Here is a 21,674-nt window from a genome sequence, read left to right as displayed (position 1 = left end):
ACGGGGTGGGCCCTTCGACAGGCTCAGGGACCCATTTTGCATACGGGGTGGGCCCTTCGACAGGCTCAGGGACCCATTTGCGTACGGGGCGGGCCCTTCGACAGGCTCAGGGACCCATGACCCTGGGTCGCTGAGCCTGTCGAAGCGTCCCCGCCCCGCGGATATTCTGAGGGGATGTTCGACAGCCCGCTCTCGGCCTCGGCGTACGAGGTGCTCGGGGTGACGCCGGGCGTCGACGACGAAGCGATGCGCCGCGCCTACCGGGCCCGCCTGCGCGAGGCGCATCCCGACACGGGCGGCGATGCGGCGGTGTTCATCCGCGTGCAGCGGGCGTGGGAGCTCATCGGCACCCCCGCAGGCCGCGCGAGCTACGACCGCACGCGCAGCGGCGGAGACGAGTGGCGCGCGCCCGAGGCCGCCCGCTCCGACACCCGTCCCCGCCCGAAGACCTCCGGAGAGGCCGGCGCCTGGCGCCGCGCGCGCTATGTGGCACTGCTCGAGGAGTGGGCGGGCGAGAGCATCCCCGACCCGTACGCCCCGAGCCTTGTGCGCGCCGCACCCCGTGCCCTGCGCCGCCTGCTCGCCGACGCTCTCGCCGAAGAGGCCACGGCCCACGCGGTGTCGGGTCTGGGCATGGGCTTCACCCTCTGGCACGGGATCGCGACGGGGCCTGCGACCGCCGACGACGAGACGGATGCCGAGCACCGCCTCGACCACGTCATCCTCGGCCCCTCCGGGTTGTACGGGGTGATGTCGGCCGACTTCGGCGGTGTCGTGGGATTCCGCCGCGGCGAGATCACCGGGCCCAGCCTCGGGCACCGCGCCCCCGTGACCGATCTGCTCGCGCAGATCCGCTCCGTCGCTCGGGCGGCCCGCGTGACCTTCAGCGGCGCGATCGTCGTGCTGCCCGACGACGACCTGTCGATGCCCTCGACGCCGCTCGGGAGCATCCGCGGTCTTCCCGTCTTCGTCGTGCGCCGCAGCATCCTGCCGACCCTCCTGCGCCAGGGCCTGCCGGGCACGCGCGTGATCGGCGGCAATGAGCTGTTCGACATCCGCACGCGGTTGCGGCACAGCATCCGCCACCTCTGACGCACGCCATCGGGCGACTCCCGCGCCGACACGCCGTACTTTTGAATCACTAAAAAGAACGGGTAAGGTCGGAGACATGGAAACCACCCTCGATGACACGCTTCGCGGCGCCGGACTGCGGGCGACCGCGGGCCGTCTCGCGGTGCTCGAGGCACTGGACTCCATGGCCCATTCGGATGCCGACCGGCTCTTCCGAGCCGTCTCGGAGGTGCTGCCGACCACGTCGATCCAATCGGTGCACAACATCCTCGCGGACCTGACGACGGCGGGCCTCGTCCGCCGGATCGAACCGGCAGGTTCCGCGGCGCTCTACGAACGGCGCATCGACGACAACCATCACCACATCGTCTGCACCACCTGCGGTGCCGTCGCCGATGTGGACTGCGTGGTCGGCGACGCTCCGTGCCTCACCCCTTCGTCCGCGGGGGGATTCACCGTCCAGACAGCCGAAGTCACCTTCTGGGGCTTGTGCCCCAGCTGCCAGAACGTCGCGCAGTAGTCCGACGCATCCGCTACCGACCCGCCAGCCGCGGAGAAGGGCTGTTCGTCGTACTCGCGCGCAGAAGGAGAACACCATGACGCAGAAACCCGCCACCACGACCCAGACCGGCACCCCGGTCGCGAGCGACGAGCACTCGCTCACCGTCGGCGCCGACGGCCCCACCGTTCTGCACGACCGCTATCTCGTCGAGAAGCTCGCGTCGTTCAACCGCGAGCGGGTGCCGGAGCGCAACCCCCACGCCAAGGGCGGCGGCGCGTTCGGCGAGTTCGTCGTCACCGAAGACGTCTCGGCCTACACCCGCGCGGCCGTCTTCCAGCCCGGCGCCACGAGCGAGACGCTGCTGCGCTTCTCGTCGGTCGCCGGCGAGCAGGGCTCCCCCGACACCTGGCGCGACGTGCGCGGCTTCTCGCTGCGCTTCTACACGTCGGATGGCAACCTCGACATCGTCGGCAACAACACCCCCACGTTCTTCATCCGCGACGCGATGAAGTTCCCCGACTTCATCCACTCGCAGAAGCGCCTGGGCGACTCCGCCCTGCGCGACCCCGACATGCAGTGGGACTTCTGGACGCTCTCGCCCGAGTCGGCGCACCAGGTCACCTACCTCATGGGCGACCGCGGTCTGCCCCGCAGCTGGCGGCACATGAACGGCTACGGCTCGCACACCTACCAGTGGGTCAACGCTGCGGGTGAGCGCTTCTGGGTGCAGTACCACTTCCTGTCGAACCAGGGCGTCGAGGCGATGCACGCCGACGAAGCCGAGAAGCTGGCCGGATCGGATGCCGACCACTACCGTCGCGACCTGTTCGAGGCGATCGCCAAGGGCGACCACCCGTCGTGGGACGTCTACGTGCAGATCATGCCGTACGAAGAGGCCAAGGCGTACCGCTTCAACCCGTTCGACCTCACCAAGACCTGGTCGAAGAAGGACTACCCGCGCATCAAGGTCGGAACGTTCACCCTGAACCGCAACCCGGAGAACTTCTTCGCGCAGATCGAGCAGGCGGCCTTCTCGCCCGGCAACCAGGTGCCCGGCACCGGCATCTCGCCCGACAAGATGCTCATGGCCCGCGTCTTCGCGTACCCCGATGCGCAGCGTCACCGCGTCGGCACGAACTACAACCAGCTGCCGGTCAACCAGCCGCACGCCGCCGAGGTGCGCAACTACATGCACGAGGGCAACATGCAGTACCGGTTCAACCCGGCGGAGCACCGCGTCTACACGCCGAACTCCTACGGCGCCGCAGGCGGACCCGAAGCCGACCCGCTGGCCGGTGTCGAGGCGAGCTGGGAGTCCGACGGCGAACTGATCCGCTCGGCGGCGACCCTGCACCTCGACGACGACGACTTCGGTCAGGCGGGCACGCTGTACCGCACGGTCTTCGACGACGAGCAGCGCGCGCGCTTCCTCGACACGCTGACGGGGCAGGGCAAGTCGATCACGGTCGACGGCATCCGCGAGCGGTTCTTCCAGTACTGGACGAACGTCGACGCCACGCTCGGAGAGGCCCTGCGCACCCGCGTCTGACGTTCACGGGGTGAGTCGCTGAGACCCACCACCCCCGCCGCGACCCATCGCCCCGCACGTCGGGGGCGGTGGGTCTCGGCGTTTGCGGTGGGTCTCGACGCGCACGCAGGCCCCACCGCAGGAGGAGAATGGATGCCGTGGCGATCCCCCTCTCCGACATCACCGACCGGCCCGAACCCCAGCAGGTCTACGCCGCCGACGGCACCCGCCTCGCAACGTACACGTGGGGAGATCTCGACGCCCCCGTCGTGATCCTCGTGCACGGGTTCGCCTCGAGCGCCCGCGACAACTGGGTCCTGACCGGGTGGGTGCGCGAACTGACGAAGGCCGGCTACCGCGTGCTCGCCCTCGACCAGCGCGGGCACGGACTCAGCGAGAAGCCGCACCTGCCGGACGACTACAGCATCCGCACCCTCGTCACCGACGTCGAGGCGGTGCTGGACGCCTACCTCGTCGACGACGCCGTGTACGTCGGATACTCGCTGGGCGCCCGTGTCGGCTGGGAGGTCGTGAAGGAGCTGCCGCACCGCATCGCGCGTGCCGTGCTCGGCGGGGTGCCCGACGGCATTCCGCTCGCCCGCCTCGACCTCGACCAGGTGCGCGCGTACATCGCCGACGGCAGCCCGGTCGGCGACCGGACGACACAGAACTACATCGCCCTCACCGAGCGTGTGCCGGGTAACGACCTGCGAGCGCTCGTGGCGCTGGCCGAGGGGATGCGGTCGTCCGGCGCGATCGATCCCGACCCGACGGATGCCCCCACCCGACCGATCCTGTTCGCGACGGGGTCGAAGGACGCGATCATCGAGGGCTCGCGCGCTCTGGCATCCGCCGCCCCCGACGCACGCTTCTTCGAGATCCCCGACCGCAACCACTTCAACGCCCCGGGCTCGCGTGCATTCAAAGAGGCGGCGGTGGAGTTCCTCGGCGAGCGTTGAGGCGGCGAGGCTTGTGCCGCCACCGAAACGGAGGAGATCTCTCGTAACCGAGGACCGATCCCGGCATCCGCTCCTGCGTTGCGAGAGATCTCCTCCGGAGAGTGCGTCGGGTACCCTGGCCGCGTGACCTCGGAAGCGGAACGCGACGCGCGCGGCGACGCCTTTCTCAGTGTCTTCCTGTCGTGGATGCTGACCGTGTTCACCCTCGGCATCTCGGTCGTCGCCCTGCTGCTCATCACCGTCAACGACTGGGGTCGTGCCGGCGCCGATCCCGGCGTCGTATCGGCGCTCACCTTGACGTATCTGGTCGTGGGGATCGTGACTGCGACGGCCGGGATCGCACTCTCGCTCGCGCACAAGGATCGCGCGAGCATCATCGCCCGGGTCGTACTCGGAGTCGTGGTGCTTTCAGCTGTCGCGACGATCGTCGCCGCGTGGGTGGTCAGCGCGAGCTGATCCGACGGGCGACGCTCGGAGGGTCGATTCCGCGTCAACCTCGCGCGAGCGCCGAACGAACCAGGCGGTCGGGCCGATGATGGGCACCAGTGCGATGACCAAGAACCACAGCAGGAAGCGGATGCCGGCGACTCGGCGGTCACGCACGGCCGAGACGAGAGCGACCACCGTGTAGACCATCGCCGCCACCCACACAGCAAAAACAACGACGTCGTAGGCGGTGGGGATGAGCGGATTGGCGTCCATGCGGGAGTCTCCTCGGGCGGTCGGACGACCAGCCTTTCACACCGTCGGGCACCGTGTCGGGCGGAGATCTCGGCGTCGGGCGGAGATCTCGGGACAGTTCGTCCGCCCAACTCGGAGAACTCCGCCCAACTGCGCGCCCCCACGCTCGACCGCGCGCCCCGCGCCCCCGCGCCCCGCGCACGCGAAAGGCCCGCCGCCTCCGAGAGGCGACGGGCCGGGCAGAGACTCAGACCGCGGTCTCGGCACGCTTCGGCAGCACCCATCCCGCACGCGGGAAGTGGCAGGTGTAGCCGTTCGGGTACTTGATCAGGTAGTCCTGGTGCTCGGGCTCGGCCTCCCAGAACGGGCCCTCGGCCTCGATCGTGGTGACGGCCTTGCCCGGCCAGAGGCCCGAGGCGTCGACGTCGGCGATGGTGTCGCGGGCGATCTGCTGCTGCTCGGGGCTGAGCGGGAAGATGGCCGAGCGGTAGCTCGAGCCGATGTCGTTGCCCTGACGGTCGCGCGTCGACGGGTCGTGGATCTGGAAGAAGAACGCCAGGATGTCGCGATACGTCGTCTGGGTGGGGTCGAACACGATCTCGACCGCCTCGGCGTGACCGGGGTGGTTGCGGTAGGTGGCGTGGTCGTTCTGACCGCCCGTGTAGCCGACCCGGGTGTCGAGCACGCCGGGCTGGCGGCGGATCAGGTCTTCCATGCCCCAGAAACAACCGCCGGCGAGGACCGCCGTCTCGGTGCCGGGGGTGCGGGTGATGGTTCCGGTGTCATCGGTCATGACTGCTCCTCGGAGTCGTGGGTGGGGGTGCCGGTGCCGTCGGTGGAGAACAGGCCGCTGTAGCGACCGTACCCCTCTTCGTCGAGCCGGTCGGCGGGGATGAATCGCAGGGCCGCGGAGTTCATGCAGTAGCGCAGGCCTCCGGCGTCACGCGGGCCGTCGTCGAAGACGTGCCCGAGGTGGCTGTCGGCCCCGGTGGAGCGCGCCTCGGTGCGCTCCATGAACAGAGAGCGGTCGGTACGCGTGGTCACGGCATCCGCATCGATGGGCTTCGTGAAACTCGGCCATCCCGTACCGCTGTCGAACTTGTCGGTGGAGCTGAACAGGGGCTGGCCCGAGACGACGTCGACGTAGATACCGGCGTCGTGGTTGTTCCAATAGGCGTTGCGGAAGGGCGGCTCGGTGGCGTCCTCCTGCGTGACCTCGTACTGCAGGTGCGTGAGGTCGCTGACGGCCTCGGGCGTCTTGCGGAATTCGTTCGACATGGTCTGTGTCTCCTTTGTCCGACGCCGCTGGCTGCGACGTCTCTGATCACAACCAGGGAGCGCCCCGTTTTGGTCCCGCAGGGCTGGGAGCGCGCTGTGAGTTTCGAGACTCGATAGAGTGTCTCGTCTGCACACACACCCTGGGGGACGCACATGTCGGTTGGTCTGCTCGCCGTCGTCGACGACATCCTGAGCGCGGCGATGAAGGCTTCGGCCAAGGCCGCGGGCGTCGTGATCGACGATGCCGCCGTGACGCCGCAGTACGTGCAGGGCATCACGCCCGCGCGCGAACTGCCCGTCGTGGCGAAGATCGCGGTCGGATCGCTCGCGAACAAGTTCGTCATCATCATCCCGGTCGCGCTGCTGCTCACCGCGTTCGCGCCGTTCGTACTGCCATATCTGCTGATCCTCGGCGGGGCGTACCTCTGCTTCGAGGGCGCCGAGAAGGTGCTCGAGTGGTTCGGTGTGCAGCACGGCCACGCCGACGAGGGCGCCCGCAACGAGAACAAGCTCGTGTGGGGCGCCGTGCGCACCGACCTGATCCTCTCGACCGAGATCATGCTCATCTCGCTGTCGAACCTCGAGGCCGGCCTCGACATCTGGACCACCCTGGCGATCCTCGCCGTGATCGCGCTCATCATGACCGGCGTCGTCTACGGCGCCGTCGCGCTGCTCGTGAAGATCGACGACATCGGTCTCAAGATGGCGAAGAGCCGCGAGAAGCGCGTGCGTCACACCGGCATGCGGATCGTGCGTTCGATGCCCGGGGTGTTCCGCTTCATCAGCATCCTTGGCACCGTCGCCATGCTCTGGGTCGGCGGGCACCTGCTGCTCGTCAACCTCGGCGAGGTCGGCGTGCACTTCGGCGCCGAAGTCCTGCACGCGATCGAGCACGCGCTCGAGCCCGCGGGCGCCGTCATCGTGTGGATCGGCGACACCCTCTTCTCGGCCGTCGCGGGTCTCGCCGCCGGCCTCGTGATCGTCGGGATCGTGCTCGGGATCGCGAAGCTCTTCGGCAAGAAGCCGAACTTCCACGAGGGCGAGGAATCCCCCGCTGACGTGCACGCCTGAGTCTGCTCGACGGGTCTGCGTTCCCTCGGCGTACCGAACTCAGGAAGAACAGCGCCGGAACCCATCGCTCGCGCCCGATTCGACATCCGAGCGGAGGTTCTTCCTGAGTTGGGTACACCTTCACCGCACCGACATCGCCGCATCCTGATACCGTCGGCGATGCGCTTCCCGTAGCGCAGACCCAGGAGAACCCCCGTGCAGATCAGGGATGCCGGAGTCGCCGATCTCGAGGCGCTCACCGAGATACACAACCACGCCGTGCTGCACACGACCGCGATCTGGAACGAGGATCCCGTCGACGTCGACGACCGGGCCGCGTGGCTGGGCGAGCGTTCGTGCGACGGATTTCCGGTGATCGTCGCCACGGATGACTCGGGTGTGCTCGGCTACGCGTCGTTCGGCCGGTGGCGCCCGCACAGTGGGTTCCGCCACACGGTCGAGCACTCGGTCTACGTGCGCGAGGGCCAGCAGGGGCGCGGCATCGGCCGCACGCTCATGACCGCACTGATCGAGCGAGCGCGCGCGCAGGGCGTGCACGTGATGGTCGCCGCCGTCGAGAGCGGCAACGCCGCATCGGTCGCCCTGCACGAGAAGCTCGGCTTCGTCGAGGTCGGGCGCATGCCGCAGGTCGGGGCCAAGTTCGGGCGCTGGCTCGACCTCTCCTTCCTGCAGCTCACGCTCGACGAGCGGGCGACCCCCGCCCCGGCATCCTGAACATGGATCCCCTGAACTGGCTCGTCGAGGCCTTCAACTCCAACTGGGTGCTCCCCGGCGGGCAGACTCTCCTCGTGCGCGAGGTCGTCGGCAACGCCTTCGGTCTCGCGAGCGCGATCGGCGGTATGCGCCGTCGCATCTGGGCCTGGCCCGTCGGCATCATCGGCAACGTGCTGCTGCTGACCGTCTTCCTCGGCTCGGTGCTGAGCCCCGACCACTCGCTGCCGCACCTGCTCGGGCAGGCCGGACGCCAGGTGATGTTCATCGCCGTCGCGATCTACGGCTGGGTGCGCTGGCGCCAGGCCGAGGGTGGTCGGATCCAGCCGCGGTGGGCGCCGACCGGAGCGCGCATCGGTCTCGTGCTCGCCCTGGTCATCGGCACCGTCGCGCTGACCCCGCTCTTCCGGGCGCTCGGTTCGTGGGAACCCGTCTGGGCAGACGCCTGGACGTTTGTCGGCTCGCTGCTCGCGACCTACGGCATGGCCAAGGGCTGGACCGAGTTCTGGCTGATCTGGATCGCCGTGGACGTGGTGGGCGTGCCGCTGCTGTTCAGTTCGGGCTACTACGCCACCGGCCTCATGTACGTGTTCTACGGCGGGTTCACGGCCGTCGGGTTCATCGTGTGGATGCGCACGCAGCGCAAGGCGGTCGAACCCGTCCTCACCGCGCAGACCGGGCTGATCGCCGTGCAGAAGGGCGCGCAGAAGGAGCGGCGCGGTCGGCGGCGTTCATAACTCCGGAGAAGACCTGCGTTCCGGGACGGGATACGTCGGAATCGGCGGCATCCGGGCTACTTCTCCGGAGTTGCGCACGGGCTCCCGACCGTCAGCGGCGCTCGCGCCCCCGCAGCACCCCGGCGAAGAGCACCACGGCCACACCGACGACGGGGATCAACAGCAGTCCCACGCGCAGGCTCGTCGCGTCGGCGATCAGTCCCACGACGGGCGGAGACAGCAGGAATCCGAGGCGCATGAGCCACGAGACGACCGTGAGGCCTGTGCCGTGACGCAGACCCGGCAGCACATCGGCCTCGTTCATCGCGGCGGGAACCAGGGTCGCCACGCCGAACCCGGCGGCGGCGAAACCGATGATCGTGCCCGGGATCGTCGGCAATGCGAGCGCGACACCCATGCCGACCACCACGATCACTCCACCGGCACGCGCGACGAGTCGCTGGCCGAAACGGTCGACGAGGCCGTCGCCGAGCAGACGCCCGATGAACTGCGCGCCGACGAGCGCGATGAACCCGGCCGCCGCGATCGCCGCAGGGGCGCCGAGCGAGCCGAGGTACAGGGTCGCCCACGAGTTGCCCGCGTCTTCGACGATCGTTCCGGCCATCGCGATGATGACCAGGGCGATCAGCATCAGCACGACCCGGGGACGGATGCCGGCGCGCACCGCCGCCTGCACCTCCCCCGGGTCGGCCACCGCCTCTTCGTCCTCGGCGTCGGCGGCCGCGCCGGCCGCGTCGAGGCCGGGGAGGCAGAACCGCAGCGCCGTCAGCGATACGGCGGAGAACAGCACCGCCGAGATCGCGAGGTGCACACCGATCGGCAGGCCGAGGGCGATGGCACCCGCGGCCATCGATCCGCCGAGCACCGCGCCGATCGACCAGACCGCGTGGAACGAGTTGAGGATCGAGCGGCCGTACCCGCGCTGCACGCGCAGACCGTGCGCGTTCTGGGCGACGTCGGTGATGGCATCCATCGCGCCGCCGATGAAGAGGCCCAGTGCGAACAGCAGCACGCTGGGCGCGAGACCGGCGGCGAGCACGCCCACGCTCGTGAGCACGGTGCCGACGACCGCGACCTTCGCCGACCCGAAGCGCCGGATCAGGGTCGCGGCGGCGAGTCCCGCAACGATCGCCCCGACCGGGAAAGACGCGACGGCCAGACCGTAGACGGTGTTGTCGAGGCCGAGCTGCTCTTTGATCTCGGGGTAGCGCGGCAGGATGTTGGCGAAGAGCGCCCCGTTGGTGAGGAAGAGCGCGGCGACGGCGCCACGGGCGCGACGATCGGCACGCGTGGGTGCGGCGGTGGTGGTCATGTCTCTTCCGTGCGGAGTCGGCGAGTGGTGATGCGCTCGACGGCGATGGCGACCTCGGCCGGGTCGCGCTCGTCGTCGTCGAGGGCGCGGTGGATCGAAAGACCCTCGATCAGGGCGTCGAGCATGCGGGCGGTCTGCGGGTCGAAGTGCCGCTCGAGTGCTGCGCGGCTCCGGGCCATCCACGCCGTCGTGATCGCCCGGTAGGCGGGATCGCGGGCGGCGAGCGTGTAGATCTCGTGCGAGAGAACGAGCTCACGCGCATCGCCGAACACGTCGCGCAGGATCAACTCGACCACCGCTGCGCGCGCCTCGGCGGGGTCGGATGCCGCGGCCATCCGCTTCTCGAACCGCTCGCTGATCTCGGTGCCGAAGCGCGTGAACGCCTCCCGGAGCAGGTCGTCGATGCCGTCGAAGTAGTAGGTCATCGACCCGAGGGGCACCCCGGCGGCCTCGGCGATGCGACGATGCGAGGCGCCGGCGACGCCGGACTCGGCGATGACGTCGAGGCACGCGTCGATGATGCGGTCGCGTCGCGCGGGATCGTTCTGGCGCCCGCGCCGACTGCCCGGTTCAGGCGCCATCTGCCGTGTCGATCTCGCGGATCACGCGCGCCGGGTTGCCGACCGCGATGACGTTCGCCGGGATGTCGCGGGTGACGACCGCGCCCGCACCGATCACGGAGTTCTCGCCGATGGTCACGCCGGGGCACACGATCGCTCCCCCGCCGAGCCACACGTTGTCGCCGATGACGATGGGTTCGGCGGCTTCGAGCTTGTCGCGGCGCATCGTCGGGTCGATCGGATGCGTGGGAGTGAGCAGCTGCACGTTGGGGCCGATCTGGCAGTCGGCACCGATCGTGATCGACGCGACATCGAGTGCCGTGAGGTTGAAGTTCACGAAGGTGCGCGCGCCGATCGAGATGTGGTCGCCGTAGTCGACGTGCAGGGGCGGGCGGATCGCGACGTCTTCGCCGAGGTCGCCGATGAGGTCCTGCAGCCAGCCGCGCGCGGCCGGGTCGCCCGAGATCGTCTGCCGGTGGTAGAGGTCGGCCAGGCGCGCGGCTCGGGCCGTGCGGGCAGCGAGCTCGGGGTCGTCGCCGATGTACAGATCGCCGGCGAGCATCCGCTCCCGATGCGTACGAGGGTCACCCGCGAAGTAGTCGGTCATGGATCGAGGGTATCACCGTGTGCGTACGATCGTACGCACTATCTCACACGGCGACGCGAGGGGCGAGGGTGGACAGCATCCGCAGCTTCTCGTGGCTCTCGCTGCCGGGGATCGCCGTGTAGACGAGCAGGGCGTGCGACTGCTCCGGATCGATGAGGCTCTGGCACGTCAGCTCGAGCGCCCCGAGATCCGGATGCACGAACCGCTTCGTCTCGTGCGGACGCAGGCCCACCTCGTGCGTCGCCCAGATCGTCCGGAACTCGGCGCTCTGCGCGTGCAGATCATCGGTGAGCGCCGCCGCCCGCGACTCCGGCCCCCGCCGCGCGATCACCTCGCGCAACCCCGACACCCACAGCCGCGAGAGGTAGTCGTGCTCGTCCGTGGCGTAGAGCTCGCGGGTACGCGGGTCGCTGAACCAGCGATACCCGATGCTGCGCTCGGGCCCCCGCAACGATGCCGTGTCGCCGGTCAGCGCGATCCCGAGCGGCGTCTGCCGCAGCGTCTCACCGAGCTCGCTGACGATCTCTGCCGGCGTGTCACCCAGACGATCGAAGATCCGCAGCATGCCCGGGCCGATGTGTTCGCTCACTCCCCCACGCGGAGGAGGCTGGTGCCCCGCGAGACGGAAGAGGTGGTCGCGCTCGTCGATCGTGAGGTGCAGCCCCTGCGCGATCGCCGCGATCATCTGCTCCGACGGCAGAGGCCCGTCCCCGCGTTCGAGACGCGCGTAGTAGTCGGCCGACATGTGGCTGAGCGCGGCGACCTCCTCCCGGCGCAGCCCCTCGGTGCGACGGCGTTGGCCCCGGTGCAACCCGACGTCCTCCGGCTGCAGGCTGTCGCGGCGCAGTCGCAGGAACCCCGCCAACGCCTCTCTGTCGATCGCCATCCGGCACCGTCCTCTCCCCGCACCGATCCTCGCACCCGCGGCCGAGGCGTATCCACTGCATGACATGTCCTGGATGCGTCGGGCAGAGCACCGCACGCTGGTAGCAGACCACGAAGGAGCATCATGACCCGCACGAACATCGACATCGACATCCCCGACCTCACCGGCCGCCGCGCCGTCGTCACGGGAGGCAGCGACGGGATCGGCCTGCGCATCGCGACCCGCCTCGCCGCCGCCGGGGCCGAGGTCGTGCTGCCCGTCCGCAATCCGGCGAAGGGCGAGGCCGCGGCATCCGCCATCCGCGCCGCCGCGCCCGACGCCCGCGTGCAGATCGCCTCGCTCGACCTCTCGTCGCTGGCATCCGTCGCCGCCCTCGGCGAGAGCATGCGGGCCGACGGGCGACCGATCCACCTGATGATCAACAACGCCGGGGTCATGACCCCGCCCGATCGCCAGACCACCGCCGACGGCTTCGAGCTGCAGTTCGGCACCAACCATCTCGGCCACTTCGCGCTCGTCGGGCACCTGCTGCCGCTGCTGCGCGACGGGCGGGCGCGCGTCACCTCGCAGGTGAGTGTCGCCGCGAACCAGGGTGCGATCAACTGGGATGACCTCGGCTGGGAGCGCTCGTACAACGGCGGGCGCGCATACAGTCAGTCGAAGATCGCGTTCGGGATGTTCGGGCTCGAGCTCGATCGCCGGAGCGCCGCCCACGGCTGGGGCATCACGAGCAATCTCGCGCATCCCGGAGTCGCGCCGACGAACCTGCTCGCGGCGCGACCCGAGCTGGGGCGCGACACCGACACCGTCGGCGTGCGCGTGATCCGCTGGGCATCGGCGCGGGGCATCCTTCTGGGCACACCCGAGACCGCGGCGTTGCCCGCGCTGTACGCGGCGACATCATCGGATGCCCGAGCTCGCCGCCTCTACGGACCGAAGGGCCCCGGCCACCTCGGCGGCGCCCCCGCCGAGCAGCCGCTCTACTCGCGACTGCGCAGCGAGGCGGACGCCGCGCGGATCTGGCAGCTGTCGGAGGAACTGACGGGCGTCACGTTCCCCGACGCCTCGATCAGTCGGTCGACCGCGAGCTGAACAGCCCGCGCAGAACGAGGAACACCACGACCGCGACGACCAGCACGATGGCGAGCTTGGCGACGAACCAGAGGATCGAGAACAGCGCGCTCACGATCCACCAGGCGATCACGATCGCCACGATGACGCCGAGGATGGTCCAGAGGTTCTTGGTCATGCCTCCAGCCTAGGTTCCCGGGGCGGGAGCCCCGCTCAGGCGGCCGGGATCTCGTCGATCGCGAAGTACACCGGCAGGCCGCGCTCGCGAGCGATCTCGACGTCCTTATCGGCGCCGGCGGATGCCCCGGGCAGACGCAGCACCGCATCGCAGTGCTGCAGCAGACGATGCGCGGTCTCGTACATGACGTCGCCGTTGGTGCTCTCATCGGCGCTCTGGTCGGGGCCGAGGGTGCGCAGGATCGGCAGAGCGACCCACTCGCCGATCATCGGCACGTGTCCGAGGCGGAAGATCGGGGCGGATGCCTCTTCGAGCCGTGCGAGGTTGGCGGCGATACGGGCGGGGTCGCCGTCGGTTCCGGAGCGGTAGGGGCCGGCGATCAGGATCAGCAGTGGAGTTCTCATGTCGAAGACTGTAGCGTTAACCGTGCAAGAACGTGCAACTTCATGAAGGAACGCAAATGCTCGGTGCGCAGCGCAAGACCCATCTGCTCGAGATCCTCGCCCGAGACGGGCGGGTGGTCGCGAAGGACGTCGCCGCCGAACTCGCGCTCTCGGAGGACTCCATCCGCCGCGATCTGCGTGAACTCGCCGACGAGGGCAAGGTGATCCGCGTCTACGGCGGCGCCCTTCCGGTGCCCGCCGCCGACCGCCCCGTCGATGAGCGGTCGGACCTCGCGACGGCGAGCAAGGAGCGGGTCGCGCGGCGTGCGGCCGACGGCATCCGCAGCGGCTCGACCATCGTGCTCGATGCCGGTACCACCACGCTCGCGCTCGCCCGCCTGCTGCCGAGTGGCGCGGATCTCACGGTGATCACCCCGAGTCCCGCGATCGCCCTCGCCGTCGCCGCGCACTCCGACGCGCGGGTCGTGATGATCGGCGGCGAGCTGTCGCGGCACTCGATGGTCGCCGGCGGCGCCCTCGCGATGGAGGCGATCCGCCACCTCGCCGCCGACACGTTCTACCTCGGGGCCACCGGCATCCACCCCGAGCACGGGCTCACCACGGGCAGTCTCGACGACGCCGTCACGAAGCGCGCCATCGCCGAGCGCTGCGCCGAGACCGTCGTGCTCGCGAGCGAGGAGAAGATCGGGGCGGTGTCGCGTTTCCCCGTGCTCGACCTCGCGGCCGTGACCGCCGTGATCACCGATCCGCTCGACCGGAATCCGTTGATCGCCGAGGTGGTCTCGGCGAAGCCCCGCCCCTCACTCAGGAAGAAGCGCCGCTGAGAGCGCATACACGGCGGATTCCGGGCCTGCGAGCGAGAGGGAGAGGAGGGGAGGACGCTCCCCTGCACGACTTCGGAGTTCTCGAGCGACACGCCGGGGGCGGATGCCGTGGCGCGGCGCGTCTCGTCGGATCTCCGAAGTTGTGCGGGACGGGGCGGCGGGACGGGACAGGGCGGGGCGCTTCGACAGGCTCAGCGACCCACGAGGCGGCGGACTCTGCGAGCCGCAGGAGGGGGGATCGGCGACCGGAAGCGCCTGCCGCCGTCATAAACCGGGTGCTTCCTCGTCTCTCACTCGGAGGGTTCGACACGCGAGCCCCGAAAGGCGGGGCGACGAGATGACCATTCCTTCCATGAACGCCGGGTGGTACCCGGCGCCCGACGGATCCGGCCAGTCATGGTGGTGGGACGGAGCGCAGTGGGTGCCGCCCCAGCTCGAAGCGCCGCCGGTGCCGCCCGCCGGTCCCGGCACCCTCCGCCTCGCCGTCGTGGTCCAGGTGCTCCTGTTCACCAGCGCGGCCCTGGCCCTCGCGACCGTCGCCGTCGAGGCGTTCGGCATCGCGAGTGTCGACGACTACCTCGGCGGCAATGACGGCGCGACCTCGACGATCGCCACCTACGACACCCTCTCCGCCGTGGTGGCGCTCCTCTCGCTCGTGGTCCTCGTCGGCACCGGCATCCTGTGGGTGATCTGGCAGCACCGCCTCGCGACGCAGGCGCTCGGCCGCACCCGTCGCAGCCCCGGATGGCATGTGGGATCGTGGTTCATCCCCGTCGTCGCTTGGTGGTTCCCGTACCAGAACGTCTCCGACCTCTGGCGTGCCGTCGGGCGCACTCGGCCCGGCTGGCAGGTCGCGTGGTGGGGGCTCTGGATCGCGAGCTCGGTGACCGGCGGCATCTCCGGACAGATGTCCTTCCGCGCGCAATCGCTCGAGGAGTATCTCGTCGCGATGATCGCGAGCCTCCTGAGCTCGCTGTTGCTCTTCGTGGCGGCGTTCTTCGCGGCGCGGCTCGTGCGGCAGCTGACCCGCGCGTACGCATAGAGTGCGGCGAGGCGAACCCGTTACCGTGATCAGGTGCCCGAAGAGACCGAGACCGACCGGCTGATCCTCACTCCCATCGACTCGACGGATGCCGCCATCGTCGAGGCGATCTTCGCCCTGCAGTCCGACCCGGCGACCTGGATGCATCTGCCGGCCGCCGTCGAGACCGACATCTCGCAGAGTCGTACGCGGGCGACGGACCACGCTCACTCGTGGACGGAGTTCGGCCTCGGCTGGTGGCTGCTGCGGCTGCGCGCACCCCTCGGCGATCTCGACGCGGGGACCGTCATCGGGATCGGCGGGGCGGCGATCCGACCCCACCAGGCCGCCGCCTGGAACCTCGGCTATCGGCTCGCTCCGGCCGCGTGGGGCCACGGGCTCGCGACCGAGGCCGGCCGTGCGGGCCTGGCCGCGGCGAACACGGCGCGCCCCGATCTGCCGGTCACCGCCCGCGTGCTCGCCCACAACCGCGCGTCGTGGCGCACGCTCGAGCGGGTGGGTCTCGCGCAGATCTGGGAAGGAGACGCACCCGCCGACTACGCCCTCACCTCGGGCGTCCAGCGTCGGGTCTACGCCGATCGGCCTCTGTCCTCGGAGGTGCTCGACCGGCTCATCGCCCTGGGCTGATCCGGTTGCGCCCCCGCACGACTTCGGAGTTCTCGAGCGACACGCCGGGGGACGGATGCCGCGACGCGGCGTGCCTCGTCAGATCTCCGAAGTTGTGCGGGGGCGGGGCGCTTCGACAGGCTCAGCGACCCAGGTCAGCGACGGGGGCAGGGCGCTTCGACAGGCTCAGCGACCCCGGGGCACCTCAGGGGTACAGGAGGTCGGGGGCCGTGGCCTCCGCCCAGTCGGGCACGGCGAAACGGGCCGGGTCGTCCCACTCCCCCGCGACGATCTGCGCGAAAGCACCGCGCACGCCGAAGAGCTTCTCGAGGGGGCTCCAGTCCGACTCCCCCGGCATCGGTACGAGCGATCGCTCGACGAGTGCGCCCGGGTGCAGCTCCTCGATCAGTGACAGCATCCGCGCGCCGGCCGAGACGGGGCGCAGTGCCTCGGCATCCGTCACGTGCAGGATGATGCCCTCGCACGCCTCGCCGGCGTGGTCGCGCACCAGCGGCGTGAACCCGTACGGCACCGCGACGAGGCCCGGCAGGTCGGCGGCGTTGACGGCGGATGCATAGCGCTCGCCGTCGATGAACGGCGCGGCGATGACGCGGAACGGCACCGCGGTGCTGCGTCCTTCCGAGACGTTCACGCCCTCGGCCAGGCAGGTGCCCGGGTAGAGCAGCGTCGTGGTCGGAGTCGGCAGGTTCGGCGACGGCGGCATCCAGGTCGCCTCGCCACCACCGATCGCGGCGTCGCGCGTGAGCCCGCCGACCTCGATCACGTCGAGCTCGACGTCGATTCCGCGCGTGCGCACCCAGTGCCGGGCGAGCTCGCCGATCGTGAGCCCGTGACGGATCGGCATCGTCCAGCGGCCGACGAGAGATTGCGCCCCCTCGTCGAGCATCGGCCCCTCGGCGCGATCGAGTCGCCCGCCCAGCGGGTTCGGCCGATCGAGCACGACGACCGCGACGCCCGCCTCGGCGCAGGCTTCGAGCAGGTGGCTCATCGTCCAGATGTACGTGTAGAAGCGGGCGCCCACGTCGGGCAGGTCGACGAGAACGACGTCGAGATCGTCCAGATCGGATGCCGCCGGCCGCACCGCATCGCCGTAGAGGCTGCGCACCTCGACGCCGGTGACGGGGTCGCGCAGGTCTCCGACGAGTTCGCCCTCCCGCGCCCGCCCACTCAACCCGTGCTCGGGCCCGAACAGGCGGGTGAACGAGAAGCCCGTCGCGGCGAGCTCCTCCCGCCCACGCCGCAGCCCGGAGGTGAGCGCGAGGTCGTTCGTCAGCATCCCGATCCTGCCGCCGGTCAGGCGGGCGAGCAGATCGGGGCGGATGTCGCGGCGGATCAGTCGGTCGATACCGAGGTGCACGGCGGGCATGTGATCAGTCGATTCTGTGGTCGGTGACGGCGTTGAAGGTGCGCTGGAGGTTGTCGGAGATCGTGTCGTAGTCGGCCTGCGCGATGCGCGTGAAGAGGAAGTCGAGCACCGCGAGTTGCGCGATGCGGCTGGCCATCGCTCCCGATCGGAACGTCGACTCGGACACGGCGGTGAACAGCACGAGATCGCAGACCCGCGCGAGCGGTGAGCGCGGGTTGTTGGTGATCGCGATCGTGGTGGCCCCCGCACGGGCGGCCACCTCGGCCGACTGCACGATCTCGAGTGTGCGCCCGGAGTGCGAGATCGCGATCGCGACGTCGCGCTCGTCGAGCAGAGCGGCGCCGGTGAGCGCGAGGTGCAGATCGGTTCGGGCCTGGGCGACCAGCCCCGCGCGGTGCAGCTTCTGCTCGAGGTCCTGTGCCGCGAGACCGCTCGACGCCGTCCCGTAGATGTCGATGCGGCGAGCGCCGCGCACGACATCGACGCATGCCTCGAGCACGTCGATGTCGATCTGGCGCGCGGTGCGTTCGATGGCGGATGCCTCGGCGAAGGCGATCTTGCGCACGGTCGTGAGGGCGTCGTCGTGGCGGCTGACATCGCTCTCCGACACCTGGAAGCGCTCGCGATCGGAAGCGGTGCGGTCGATCTCGGTGGCGAGGGCGAGGCGCAGATCCGGGTAGCCCGAGAACCCCAGGCTCTGCGTGAAGCGGGCGATGCTGGCGACCGAGGTGCCCACGGCGAGGGCGAGCTGCGTGATGGAGTTGTCGACCGCGCTCTGCGGATCGGCGAGGACGTGCGAGGCGATCTTGCGCTCGGTGGGCGTGAGCACGGACAGCCTCTGATGGATGGCGGTCATCGCACTGGTGGTCACGCGAACAGACTCGCAGAATCGTGTTACGGATGGAAGTCATTTCCAGAAACTACTTGCGGCTCCGTAATTTTTTATCCAAAGTAGGCAGAGGCATTCACAGCAGAGCGCCCCGGTCCCTCCGACGGCTCTCACCAACCGAGAGGATTCCCATGCGACACCGCACCACCCGACTCGCGTTCACCGCGGGTCTTCTCGTCACCGGGCTCGCCGTCGCGGGCTGCGCTCCGGCCGCGTCCAGCGGCGAGGGCGACGCCGAAGAGGTCACGCTCAAGATCTGGTCGTGGCAGGCATCCTCCTCGCCCAAGTGGGAAGCCGTCTTCGACACCTACGAAGAATCGCACCCCGGCGTGACCATCGAGTTCGAGGGCTACCAGCCCACGGAGTACAACCAGATCCTCGCCACCGGCCTCGAGGGCAGCGACGGACCCGACATCGCGATGCTCCGCGCCTACGGCGGCATCCAGCCGGCGATCCAGTCGGAGCAGATCGTACCGATCGACGACATCGTCGACGGTCTCGACCAGTTCGACCCCACCGTGCTGCGCGCCGCTCAGGGCAAGGACGACGGGGCCACCTACGGCGTGCCCTTCGCGTACCAGACCATGCAGATGTTCTACAACAAGACGATGTTCGACGAGATGGGCCTCGAGGAGCCCACCGACTGGGACGAGTTCATCGAGCTGCAGGACACGCTGCTCGACGAGGGCGTGACCCCGATGGCGCTCGGCGCTCGCGAGGACTGGGTGCTGCCGATGTTCCACGACATCGTGGGCTCGGCCAACTACGGCGGCGCCGACTTCGAGGAGAAGGTGCTCGCCGGCGAGGCCGACTTCACCGACCCCGCCTACGTGTCGTCGCTGCAGATCGTGCAGGACATGCAGAAGTACCTCGACAAGAACGTCAACGCGATCGCCGTCGCCGACGCCGTTCTGCAGTTCACCTCGGGCCAGGCCGCGCAGTGGCCCGGCGGCTCGTTCGACCTGCCGACGTTCCAGAACTCCGCGCCCGACACCGAGTGGGGCGTGTACGAGGTGCCCCCGGCACCCGGCAGCGCCCTCGACCACGCGGTCACCCCGGGCTACGCCGACGGGAGCTTCGGCATCAACGCCGCGAGCGACAACCAGGAGGCCGCGACCGAGCTGCTCAACTGGATGACCACGAAGGAGTTCGGCCAGCTCGTCGCCGACGAGGTCGACCAGTTCTCGGCGCTTCCCGGCGTCGAGTACTCCGACCCGCTCATGCAGGAGATGAACGAGGCGTACACCGCCAACCCGGCGCCGTACCTGCTGCTCGTCGACTTCCGCTACGGCGACCCGACCGGCACCGCGGTGCTCGGCCCCGACATCCAGGCGATGTTCCTCGGCGACAAGACGCCCGAGCAGCTCGGCGCCGACCTGCAGTCCGGGGTCTCCACCTGGTTCACCCCGGGTTCCTGATCCGAACACGAGGGGGCGTCGATCCGGCGCCCCCTCGCGGAGCGAAAGACACACCATGGCCCTGACACTCCCCCTCCGGCGCGACCCCGCCGGCCCCGGCGCCACCAAGCGCCGCACCCGCGCGGGCATCGCGCTGAGCACCCCCACGGCGGCGCTGTTCGTGCTGCCCGCCGCCGTCCTGTTCGCGGTGCTGATCCTCTACCCGATGCTCGCCGCGCTCAGCTATTCGCTCTTCGACTGGCAGGGCACCAAACAGGGCGGCTTCGCCGGCGTCGCGAACTACGTCACTCTCCTCACCAAGGAGCCCTACGCCTCCGAGCTGTGGAACGCGTTCGGGCACAACCTGCTGCTGTTCGCCGGGGCGCTCGTCTTCCAGAACTCGCTCGGTCTCGGCATCGCGACACTGCTGCACCGCCGCAAGCGCACCAAGCGCTTCTTCCAGACGATCTTCGCGCTCCCCTACCTCGTGAGCCCGATGGTCATCGGCTACCTGTGGTCGCTCATGCTGTCTCCGCTCTTCGGACCGGTCAACGCGATCCTGCGCGGCGTGGGCCTCGAGAGCCTCGCCCTGCCCTGGCTCGGCGACCCGCAGCTCGCGATCTGGGTGATCGTCCTCGTGAGCGCCTGGCAGTGGCTCGGCTTCCCGATCCTGCTCTACGGGGCAGCGCTCGGCGGCATCCCCGAGGAGATCGAGGAGGCAGCCTCGCTCGACGGCGCGACCGCCGCCAAGCGCTTCCGCTACATCACCCTGCCGATGCTCACGCCCACGATCGGCATCATCACCGTGCTCACGTTCATCGGCAGCATGGAGGCGATGGCGATCCCGTTCGCCCTCGCCGGATCCAACGGCGCCCCCGCCGGGTCGACCGACGTGATGATGCTGCTCTTCTACCGCACCGCCTTCGAGTCGGGTAACCCGAACTCGATCGGCGTCTCCTCCGCGCTCGCGACGGTCCTGTTCATCTTCATCATGGTGATCTCGGTCGTGATCACCTCGACGATGCGTCGCGCCGAACGAAAGCTGTTCTGATGAGCACCGCCACCGACACCCGTCCGGAGCCGACCACCGAAGCCATCGTCTCGGGCCGTCGCCCCACAGCCCCGCGACGCCGGTCGAGCCGCACGAACGACACCCCGTTCATCGGCCGCCTGTTCGCGAACGTGTTCCTCTGGGGATACGCGATCGTCGCGATCGGGCCGCTGCTGCTCATGGTCAACAACTCGCTTCGCACCCAGCAGCAGATCGCGACCGAGCCGCTCGGGCTGCCCGTGCCGCCGACGTTCACGAGCTTCCAGAGCGCGTGGATCACGGCATCCTTCGACACCTACTTCGTCAACTCGATCACCGTCACCGTCGGATCCGTCATCGTCACGACCGTCGTGTCGGTGCTCGCCGCCTACGCGTTCGCGCGGGCGCGGGCGAAGTTCTTCCGGGGCATCGAAGCGGTGTTCCTGTCGGGGCTCATGCTGCCGGTGCACCTCGCGATCCTGCCGCTGTTCTACCTGCTCGACTCGCTCAAGATGACCAGCAACGTGTTCAGCCTGATCCTCGTCTACGGCGCCCTCGGCATCCCGTTCACGACCTTCGTGCTGACGGTCTTCTTCCGGGCCCTGCCGATCGAGCTCGAAGAGGCGGCACGCATCGACGGCGCGGGTCCGTTCCGCACGTTCGTTCAGATCCTGCTGCCGCTCGTGCGTCCGGCGCTCGCGACCGTGATCGTCTTCCGCTTCGTGCCCGTGTGGAACGACTTCTTCTACCCGCTGATCCTGCTGCGCGACCGCGACTCGTACACGCTGCCCGTCGGACTCACCCGCTTCTTCGGCGAGTACTCCACCGACTGGCCGCAGCTGTTCGCGGGACTCACGATCGCCACGATCCCGCTGGTCGTACTGTTCCTGCTGGCCACGAAGCAGATCATCAACGGCCTCACCTCGGGCATGAGCAAGTGAGT

26 protein-coding genes are annotated in these 21,674 nt (G+C 69.5%); 15 read left to right on the top strand and 11 right to left on the bottom strand.

Features of this window, described 5'->3' with window-relative positions:
* Window positions 1-174: 174 nt before the first annotated feature.
* From ACIPVN_RS10685 to ACIPVN_RS10665, 5 genes are all read left to right on the top strand, one after another.
* Window positions 175-1,092, top strand: a complete 918-nt coding sequence (locus ACIPVN_RS10685) for a J domain-containing protein (protein WP_400442687.1) — start codon at window positions 175-177, stop codon at window positions 1,090-1,092.
* A gap of 76 nt (window positions 1,093-1,168) precedes the next feature.
* Window positions 1,169-1,591 carry a Fur family transcriptional regulator gene (locus ACIPVN_RS10680; protein WP_400442686.1) on the top strand — a complete coding sequence of 141 codons (423 nt, stop codon included), beginning with the start codon at window positions 1,169-1,171 and terminating at the stop codon, window positions 1,589-1,591.
* A gap of 76 nt (window positions 1,592-1,667) precedes the next feature.
* Window positions 1,668-3,122: a catalase gene (locus tag ACIPVN_RS10675; RefSeq protein ID WP_400442685.1), complete on the top strand. Its 1,455-nt coding sequence runs from the start codon at window positions 1,668-1,670 to the stop codon at window positions 3,120-3,122.
* A 128-nt stretch (window positions 3,123-3,250) separates the two neighbouring features.
* Window positions 3,251-4,060: an alpha/beta fold hydrolase gene (locus ACIPVN_RS10670; RefSeq protein ID WP_400442684.1), complete on the top strand. Its 810-nt coding sequence runs from the start codon at window positions 3,251-3,253 to the stop codon at window positions 4,058-4,060.
* Between the two features lie 123 nt (window positions 4,061-4,183).
* The gene (locus ACIPVN_RS10665) at window positions 4,184-4,516 is read left to right on the top strand and encodes a hypothetical protein (RefSeq protein ID WP_400442683.1); all 333 of its coding nucleotides are present in this window, start codon (window positions 4,184-4,186) and stop codon (window positions 4,514-4,516) included.
* Here the strand turns inward: ACIPVN_RS10665 and ACIPVN_RS10660 are convergent.
* The 3 genes from ACIPVN_RS10660 to msrB form a co-directional block, all read right to left on the bottom strand.
* The gene (locus ACIPVN_RS10660; protein ID WP_400442682.1) at window positions 4,469-4,762 is read right to left on the bottom strand and encodes a PLD nuclease N-terminal domain-containing protein; all 294 of its coding nucleotides are present in this window, start codon (window positions 4,760-4,762) and stop codon (window positions 4,469-4,471) included. The two genes, ACIPVN_RS10665 and ACIPVN_RS10660, sit on opposite strands and share 48 nt — an antisense overlap.
* 226 nt (window positions 4,763-4,988) lie before the next feature.
* Window positions 4,989-5,534 carry a peptide-methionine (S)-S-oxide reductase MsrA gene (gene msrA, locus ACIPVN_RS10655; protein ID WP_400442681.1) on the bottom strand — a complete coding sequence of 182 codons (546 nt, stop codon included), beginning with the start codon at window positions 5,532-5,534 and terminating at the stop codon, window positions 4,989-4,991.
* On the bottom strand, window positions 5,531-6,019 hold the full coding sequence (msrB, locus tag ACIPVN_RS10650) for a peptide-methionine (R)-S-oxide reductase MsrB (RefSeq protein ID WP_400442680.1): 489 nt from the start codon (window positions 6,017-6,019) through the stop codon (window positions 5,531-5,533). Before msrB ends, msrA begins: the two co-directional genes overlap by 4 nt.
* A 153-nt stretch (window positions 6,020-6,172) precedes the next feature.
* Here msrB and ACIPVN_RS10645 point away from each other — a divergent pair, with 153 nt between their 5' ends.
* The 3 genes from ACIPVN_RS10645 to pnuC all read left to right on the top strand — a co-directional run bounded on the left by ACIPVN_RS10645 (window position 6,173) and on the right by pnuC (window position 8,538).
* Window positions 6,173-7,090 (top strand): DUF808 domain-containing protein, encoded by a 918-nt coding sequence (locus tag ACIPVN_RS10645; RefSeq protein WP_400442679.1) that lies wholly within the window; start codon window positions 6,173-6,175, stop codon window positions 7,088-7,090.
* Between the two features lie 195 nt (window positions 7,091-7,285).
* Complete coding sequence (locus ACIPVN_RS10640) at window positions 7,286-7,804, top strand: GNAT family N-acetyltransferase (RefSeq protein ID WP_400442678.1); 519 nt, start codon at window positions 7,286-7,288, stop codon at window positions 7,802-7,804.
* A 2-nt stretch (window positions 7,805-7,806) separates the two neighbouring features.
* Entirely contained in the window at window positions 7,807-8,538 is a 732-nt protein-coding gene (pnuC, locus tag ACIPVN_RS10635) for a nicotinamide riboside transporter PnuC (RefSeq protein WP_400442677.1), read from the top strand.
* Window positions 8,539-8,629: 91 nt separating this feature from the next.
* Here the strand turns inward: pnuC and ACIPVN_RS10630 are convergent, their stop codons facing one another.
* The 4 genes from ACIPVN_RS10630 to ACIPVN_RS10615 are packed head-to-tail and all read right to left on the bottom strand — an operon-like array spanning window position 8,630 to window position 11,903.
* Window positions 8,630-9,850 (bottom strand): MFS transporter, encoded by a 1,221-nt coding sequence (locus tag ACIPVN_RS10630; RefSeq protein ID WP_400442676.1) that lies wholly within the window; start codon window positions 9,848-9,850, stop codon window positions 8,630-8,632.
* Window positions 9,847-10,431, bottom strand: a complete 585-nt coding sequence (locus ACIPVN_RS10625) for a TetR/AcrR family transcriptional regulator (protein WP_400442675.1) — start codon at window positions 10,429-10,431, stop codon at window positions 9,847-9,849. Before ACIPVN_RS10625 ends, ACIPVN_RS10630 begins: the two co-directional genes overlap by 4 nt.
* Window positions 10,421-11,017, bottom strand: coding sequence for a sugar O-acetyltransferase (locus ACIPVN_RS10620; protein ID WP_400442674.1), 597 nt, complete (start codon window positions 11,015-11,017; stop codon window positions 10,421-10,423). The genes ACIPVN_RS10625 and ACIPVN_RS10620 overlap by 11 nt, the downstream gene beginning before the upstream one ends.
* A 43-nt stretch (window positions 11,018-11,060) precedes the next feature.
* Window positions 11,061-11,903 carry a helix-turn-helix transcriptional regulator gene (locus tag ACIPVN_RS10615; protein ID WP_400442673.1) on the bottom strand — a complete coding sequence of 281 codons (843 nt, stop codon included), beginning with the start codon at window positions 11,901-11,903 and terminating at the stop codon, window positions 11,061-11,063.
* 123 nt (window positions 11,904-12,026) lie between these two features.
* On the opposite strand from ACIPVN_RS10615, the gene ACIPVN_RS10610 reads away from it, so the two are divergent.
* Window positions 12,027-12,995 carry an SDR family oxidoreductase gene (locus ACIPVN_RS10610; RefSeq protein ID WP_400442672.1) on the top strand — a complete coding sequence of 323 codons (969 nt, stop codon included), beginning with the start codon at window positions 12,027-12,029 and terminating at the stop codon, window positions 12,993-12,995.
* Here the strand turns inward: ACIPVN_RS10610 and ACIPVN_RS10605 are convergent.
* Together ACIPVN_RS10605 and ACIPVN_RS10600 are read right to left on the bottom strand one after the other, a co-directional pair.
* A complete protein-coding gene (locus ACIPVN_RS10605; protein ID WP_247633496.1) occupies window positions 12,973-13,152 on the bottom strand; it encodes a hypothetical protein in 180 nt (59 codons plus the stop codon). The two genes, ACIPVN_RS10610 and ACIPVN_RS10605, sit on opposite strands and share 23 nt — an antisense overlap.
* A 35-nt stretch (window positions 13,153-13,187) precedes the next feature.
* Complete coding sequence (locus tag ACIPVN_RS10600) at window positions 13,188-13,556, bottom strand: DUF4406 domain-containing protein (protein WP_400442671.1); 369 nt, start codon at window positions 13,554-13,556, stop codon at window positions 13,188-13,190.
* A 56-nt stretch (window positions 13,557-13,612) separates the two neighbouring features.
* On the opposite strand from ACIPVN_RS10600, the gene ACIPVN_RS10595 reads away from it, so the two are divergent.
* The 3 genes from ACIPVN_RS10595 to ACIPVN_RS10585 all read left to right on the top strand — a co-directional run bounded on the left by ACIPVN_RS10595 (window position 13,613) and on the right by ACIPVN_RS10585 (window position 16,049).
* Window positions 13,613-14,380 carry a DeoR/GlpR family DNA-binding transcription regulator gene (locus ACIPVN_RS10595; protein ID WP_400442670.1) on the top strand — a complete coding sequence of 256 codons (768 nt, stop codon included), beginning with the start codon at window positions 13,613-13,615 and terminating at the stop codon, window positions 14,378-14,380.
* Between the two features lie 337 nt (window positions 14,381-14,717).
* Window positions 14,718-15,422, top strand: a complete 705-nt coding sequence (locus tag ACIPVN_RS10590; protein ID WP_400442669.1) for a DUF4328 domain-containing protein — start codon at window positions 14,718-14,720, stop codon at window positions 15,420-15,422.
* A 33-nt stretch (window positions 15,423-15,455) separates the two neighbouring features.
* Window positions 15,456-16,049, top strand: coding sequence for a GNAT family N-acetyltransferase (locus tag ACIPVN_RS10585; protein ID WP_400442668.1), 594 nt, complete (start codon window positions 15,456-15,458; stop codon window positions 16,047-16,049).
* Window positions 16,050-16,233: 184 nt separating this feature from the next.
* Here ACIPVN_RS10585 and ACIPVN_RS10580 read toward each other — a convergent pair whose 3' ends face one another.
* Together ACIPVN_RS10580 and ACIPVN_RS10575 are read right to left on the bottom strand one after the other, a co-directional pair.
* The gene (locus tag ACIPVN_RS10580; RefSeq protein WP_400442667.1) at window positions 16,234-17,415 is read right to left on the bottom strand and encodes an exo-beta-N-acetylmuramidase NamZ domain-containing protein; all 1,182 of its coding nucleotides are present in this window, start codon (window positions 17,413-17,415) and stop codon (window positions 16,234-16,236) included.
* 4 nt (window positions 17,416-17,419) lie between these two features.
* The gene (locus tag ACIPVN_RS10575) at window positions 17,420-18,286 is read right to left on the bottom strand and encodes a MurR/RpiR family transcriptional regulator (RefSeq protein ID WP_400442666.1); all 867 of its coding nucleotides are present in this window, start codon (window positions 18,284-18,286) and stop codon (window positions 17,420-17,422) included.
* A 149-nt stretch (window positions 18,287-18,435) separates the two neighbouring features.
* Between ACIPVN_RS10575 and ACIPVN_RS10570 the strand changes: the two genes are divergently transcribed.
* From ACIPVN_RS10570 to ACIPVN_RS10560, 3 genes are read left to right on the top strand one after another with little or no spacing between them, the layout of a single operon-like run.
* Window positions 18,436-19,722 carry an ABC transporter substrate-binding protein gene (locus ACIPVN_RS10570; protein WP_400442665.1) on the top strand — a complete coding sequence of 429 codons (1,287 nt, stop codon included), beginning with the start codon at window positions 18,436-18,438 and terminating at the stop codon, window positions 19,720-19,722.
* A gap of 55 nt (window positions 19,723-19,777) precedes the next feature.
* Window positions 19,778-20,752 carry a carbohydrate ABC transporter permease gene (locus tag ACIPVN_RS10565; RefSeq protein WP_400442664.1) on the top strand — a complete coding sequence of 325 codons (975 nt, stop codon included), beginning with the start codon at window positions 19,778-19,780 and terminating at the stop codon, window positions 20,750-20,752.
* Entirely contained in the window at window positions 20,752-21,672 is a 921-nt protein-coding gene (locus tag ACIPVN_RS10560) for a carbohydrate ABC transporter permease (protein ID WP_400442663.1), read from the top strand. Before ACIPVN_RS10565 ends, ACIPVN_RS10560 begins: the two co-directional genes overlap by 1 nt.
* The last annotated feature ends 2 nt before the right edge of the window (window positions 21,673-21,674 follow it).

Origin of the sequence: Microbacterium sp. NPDC090003 (assembly GCF_044748385.1) — a bacterium.
GTDB lineage: Bacteria > Actinomycetota > Actinomycetes > Actinomycetales > Microbacteriaceae > Microbacterium.
This window is presented reverse-complemented; position numbering and strand designations above follow the sequence as displayed.

Bases quoted from the DNA above. Each gene is read 5' to 3' on its own strand.
- ACIPVN_RS10600 (WP_400442671.1), bottom strand. From the start codon at position 13,556: ATGAGAACTCCACTGCTGATCCTGATCGCCGGCCCCTACCGCTCCGGA.
- ACIPVN_RS10595 (WP_400442670.1), top strand. From the start codon at position 13,613: ATGCTCGGTGCGCAGCGCAAGACCCATCTGCTCGAGATCCTCGCCCGA.
- ACIPVN_RS10605 (WP_247633496.1), bottom strand. From the start codon at position 13,152: ATGACCAAGAACCTCTGGACCATCCTCGGCGTCATCGTGGCGATCGTG.
- msrA (WP_400442681.1), bottom strand. From the start codon at position 5,534: ATGACCGATGACACCGGAACCATCACCCGCACCCCCGGCACCGAGACG.
- ACIPVN_RS10580 (WP_400442667.1), bottom strand. From the start codon at position 17,415: ATGCCCGCCGTGCACCTCGGTATCGACCGACTGATCCGCCGCGACATC.
- ACIPVN_RS10560 (WP_400442663.1), top strand. From the start codon at position 20,752: ATGAGCACCGCCACCGACACCCGTCCGGAGCCGACCACCGAAGCCATC.
- ACIPVN_RS10615 (WP_400442673.1), bottom strand. From the start codon at position 11,903: ATGGCGATCGACAGAGAGGCGTTGGCGGGGTTCCTGCGACTGCGCCGC.
- pnuC (WP_400442677.1), top strand. From the start codon at position 7,807: ATGGATCCCCTGAACTGGCTCGTCGAGGCCTTCAACTCCAACTGGGTG.
- ACIPVN_RS10610 (WP_400442672.1), top strand. From the start codon at position 12,027: ATGACCCGCACGAACATCGACATCGACATCCCCGACCTCACCGGCCGC.
- ACIPVN_RS10565 (WP_400442664.1), top strand. From the start codon at position 19,778: ATGGCCCTGACACTCCCCCTCCGGCGCGACCCCGCCGGCCCCGGCGCC.
- ACIPVN_RS10685 (WP_400442687.1), top strand. From the start codon at position 175: ATGTTCGACAGCCCGCTCTCGGCCTCGGCGTACGAGGTGCTCGGGGTG.
- ACIPVN_RS10590 (WP_400442669.1), top strand. From the start codon at position 14,718: ATGACCATTCCTTCCATGAACGCCGGGTGGTACCCGGCGCCCGACGGA.
- ACIPVN_RS10570 (WP_400442665.1), top strand. From the start codon at position 18,436: ATGCGACACCGCACCACCCGACTCGCGTTCACCGCGGGTCTTCTCGTC.
- ACIPVN_RS10670 (WP_400442684.1), top strand. From the start codon at position 3,251: ATGGATGCCGTGGCGATCCCCCTCTCCGACATCACCGACCGGCCCGAA.
- ACIPVN_RS10645 (WP_400442679.1), top strand. From the start codon at position 6,173: ATGTCGGTTGGTCTGCTCGCCGTCGTCGACGACATCCTGAGCGCGGCG.
- ACIPVN_RS10680 (WP_400442686.1), top strand. From the start codon at position 1,169: ATGGAAACCACCCTCGATGACACGCTTCGCGGCGCCGGACTGCGGGCG.
- ACIPVN_RS10675 (WP_400442685.1), top strand. From the start codon at position 1,668: ATGACGCAGAAACCCGCCACCACGACCCAGACCGGCACCCCGGTCGCG.
- msrB (WP_400442680.1), bottom strand. From the start codon at position 6,019: ATGTCGAACGAATTCCGCAAGACGCCCGAGGCCGTCAGCGACCTCACG.
- ACIPVN_RS10630 (WP_400442676.1), bottom strand. From the start codon at position 9,850: ATGACCACCACCGCCGCACCCACGCGTGCCGATCGTCGCGCCCGTGGC.
- ACIPVN_RS10620 (WP_400442674.1), bottom strand. From the start codon at position 11,017: ATGACCGACTACTTCGCGGGTGACCCTCGTACGCATCGGGAGCGGATG.
- ACIPVN_RS10625 (WP_400442675.1), bottom strand. From the start codon at position 10,431: ATGGCGCCTGAACCGGGCAGTCGGCGCGGGCGCCAGAACGATCCCGCG.
- ACIPVN_RS10660 (WP_400442682.1), bottom strand. From the start codon at position 4,762: ATGGACGCCAATCCGCTCATCCCCACCGCCTACGACGTCGTTGTTTTT.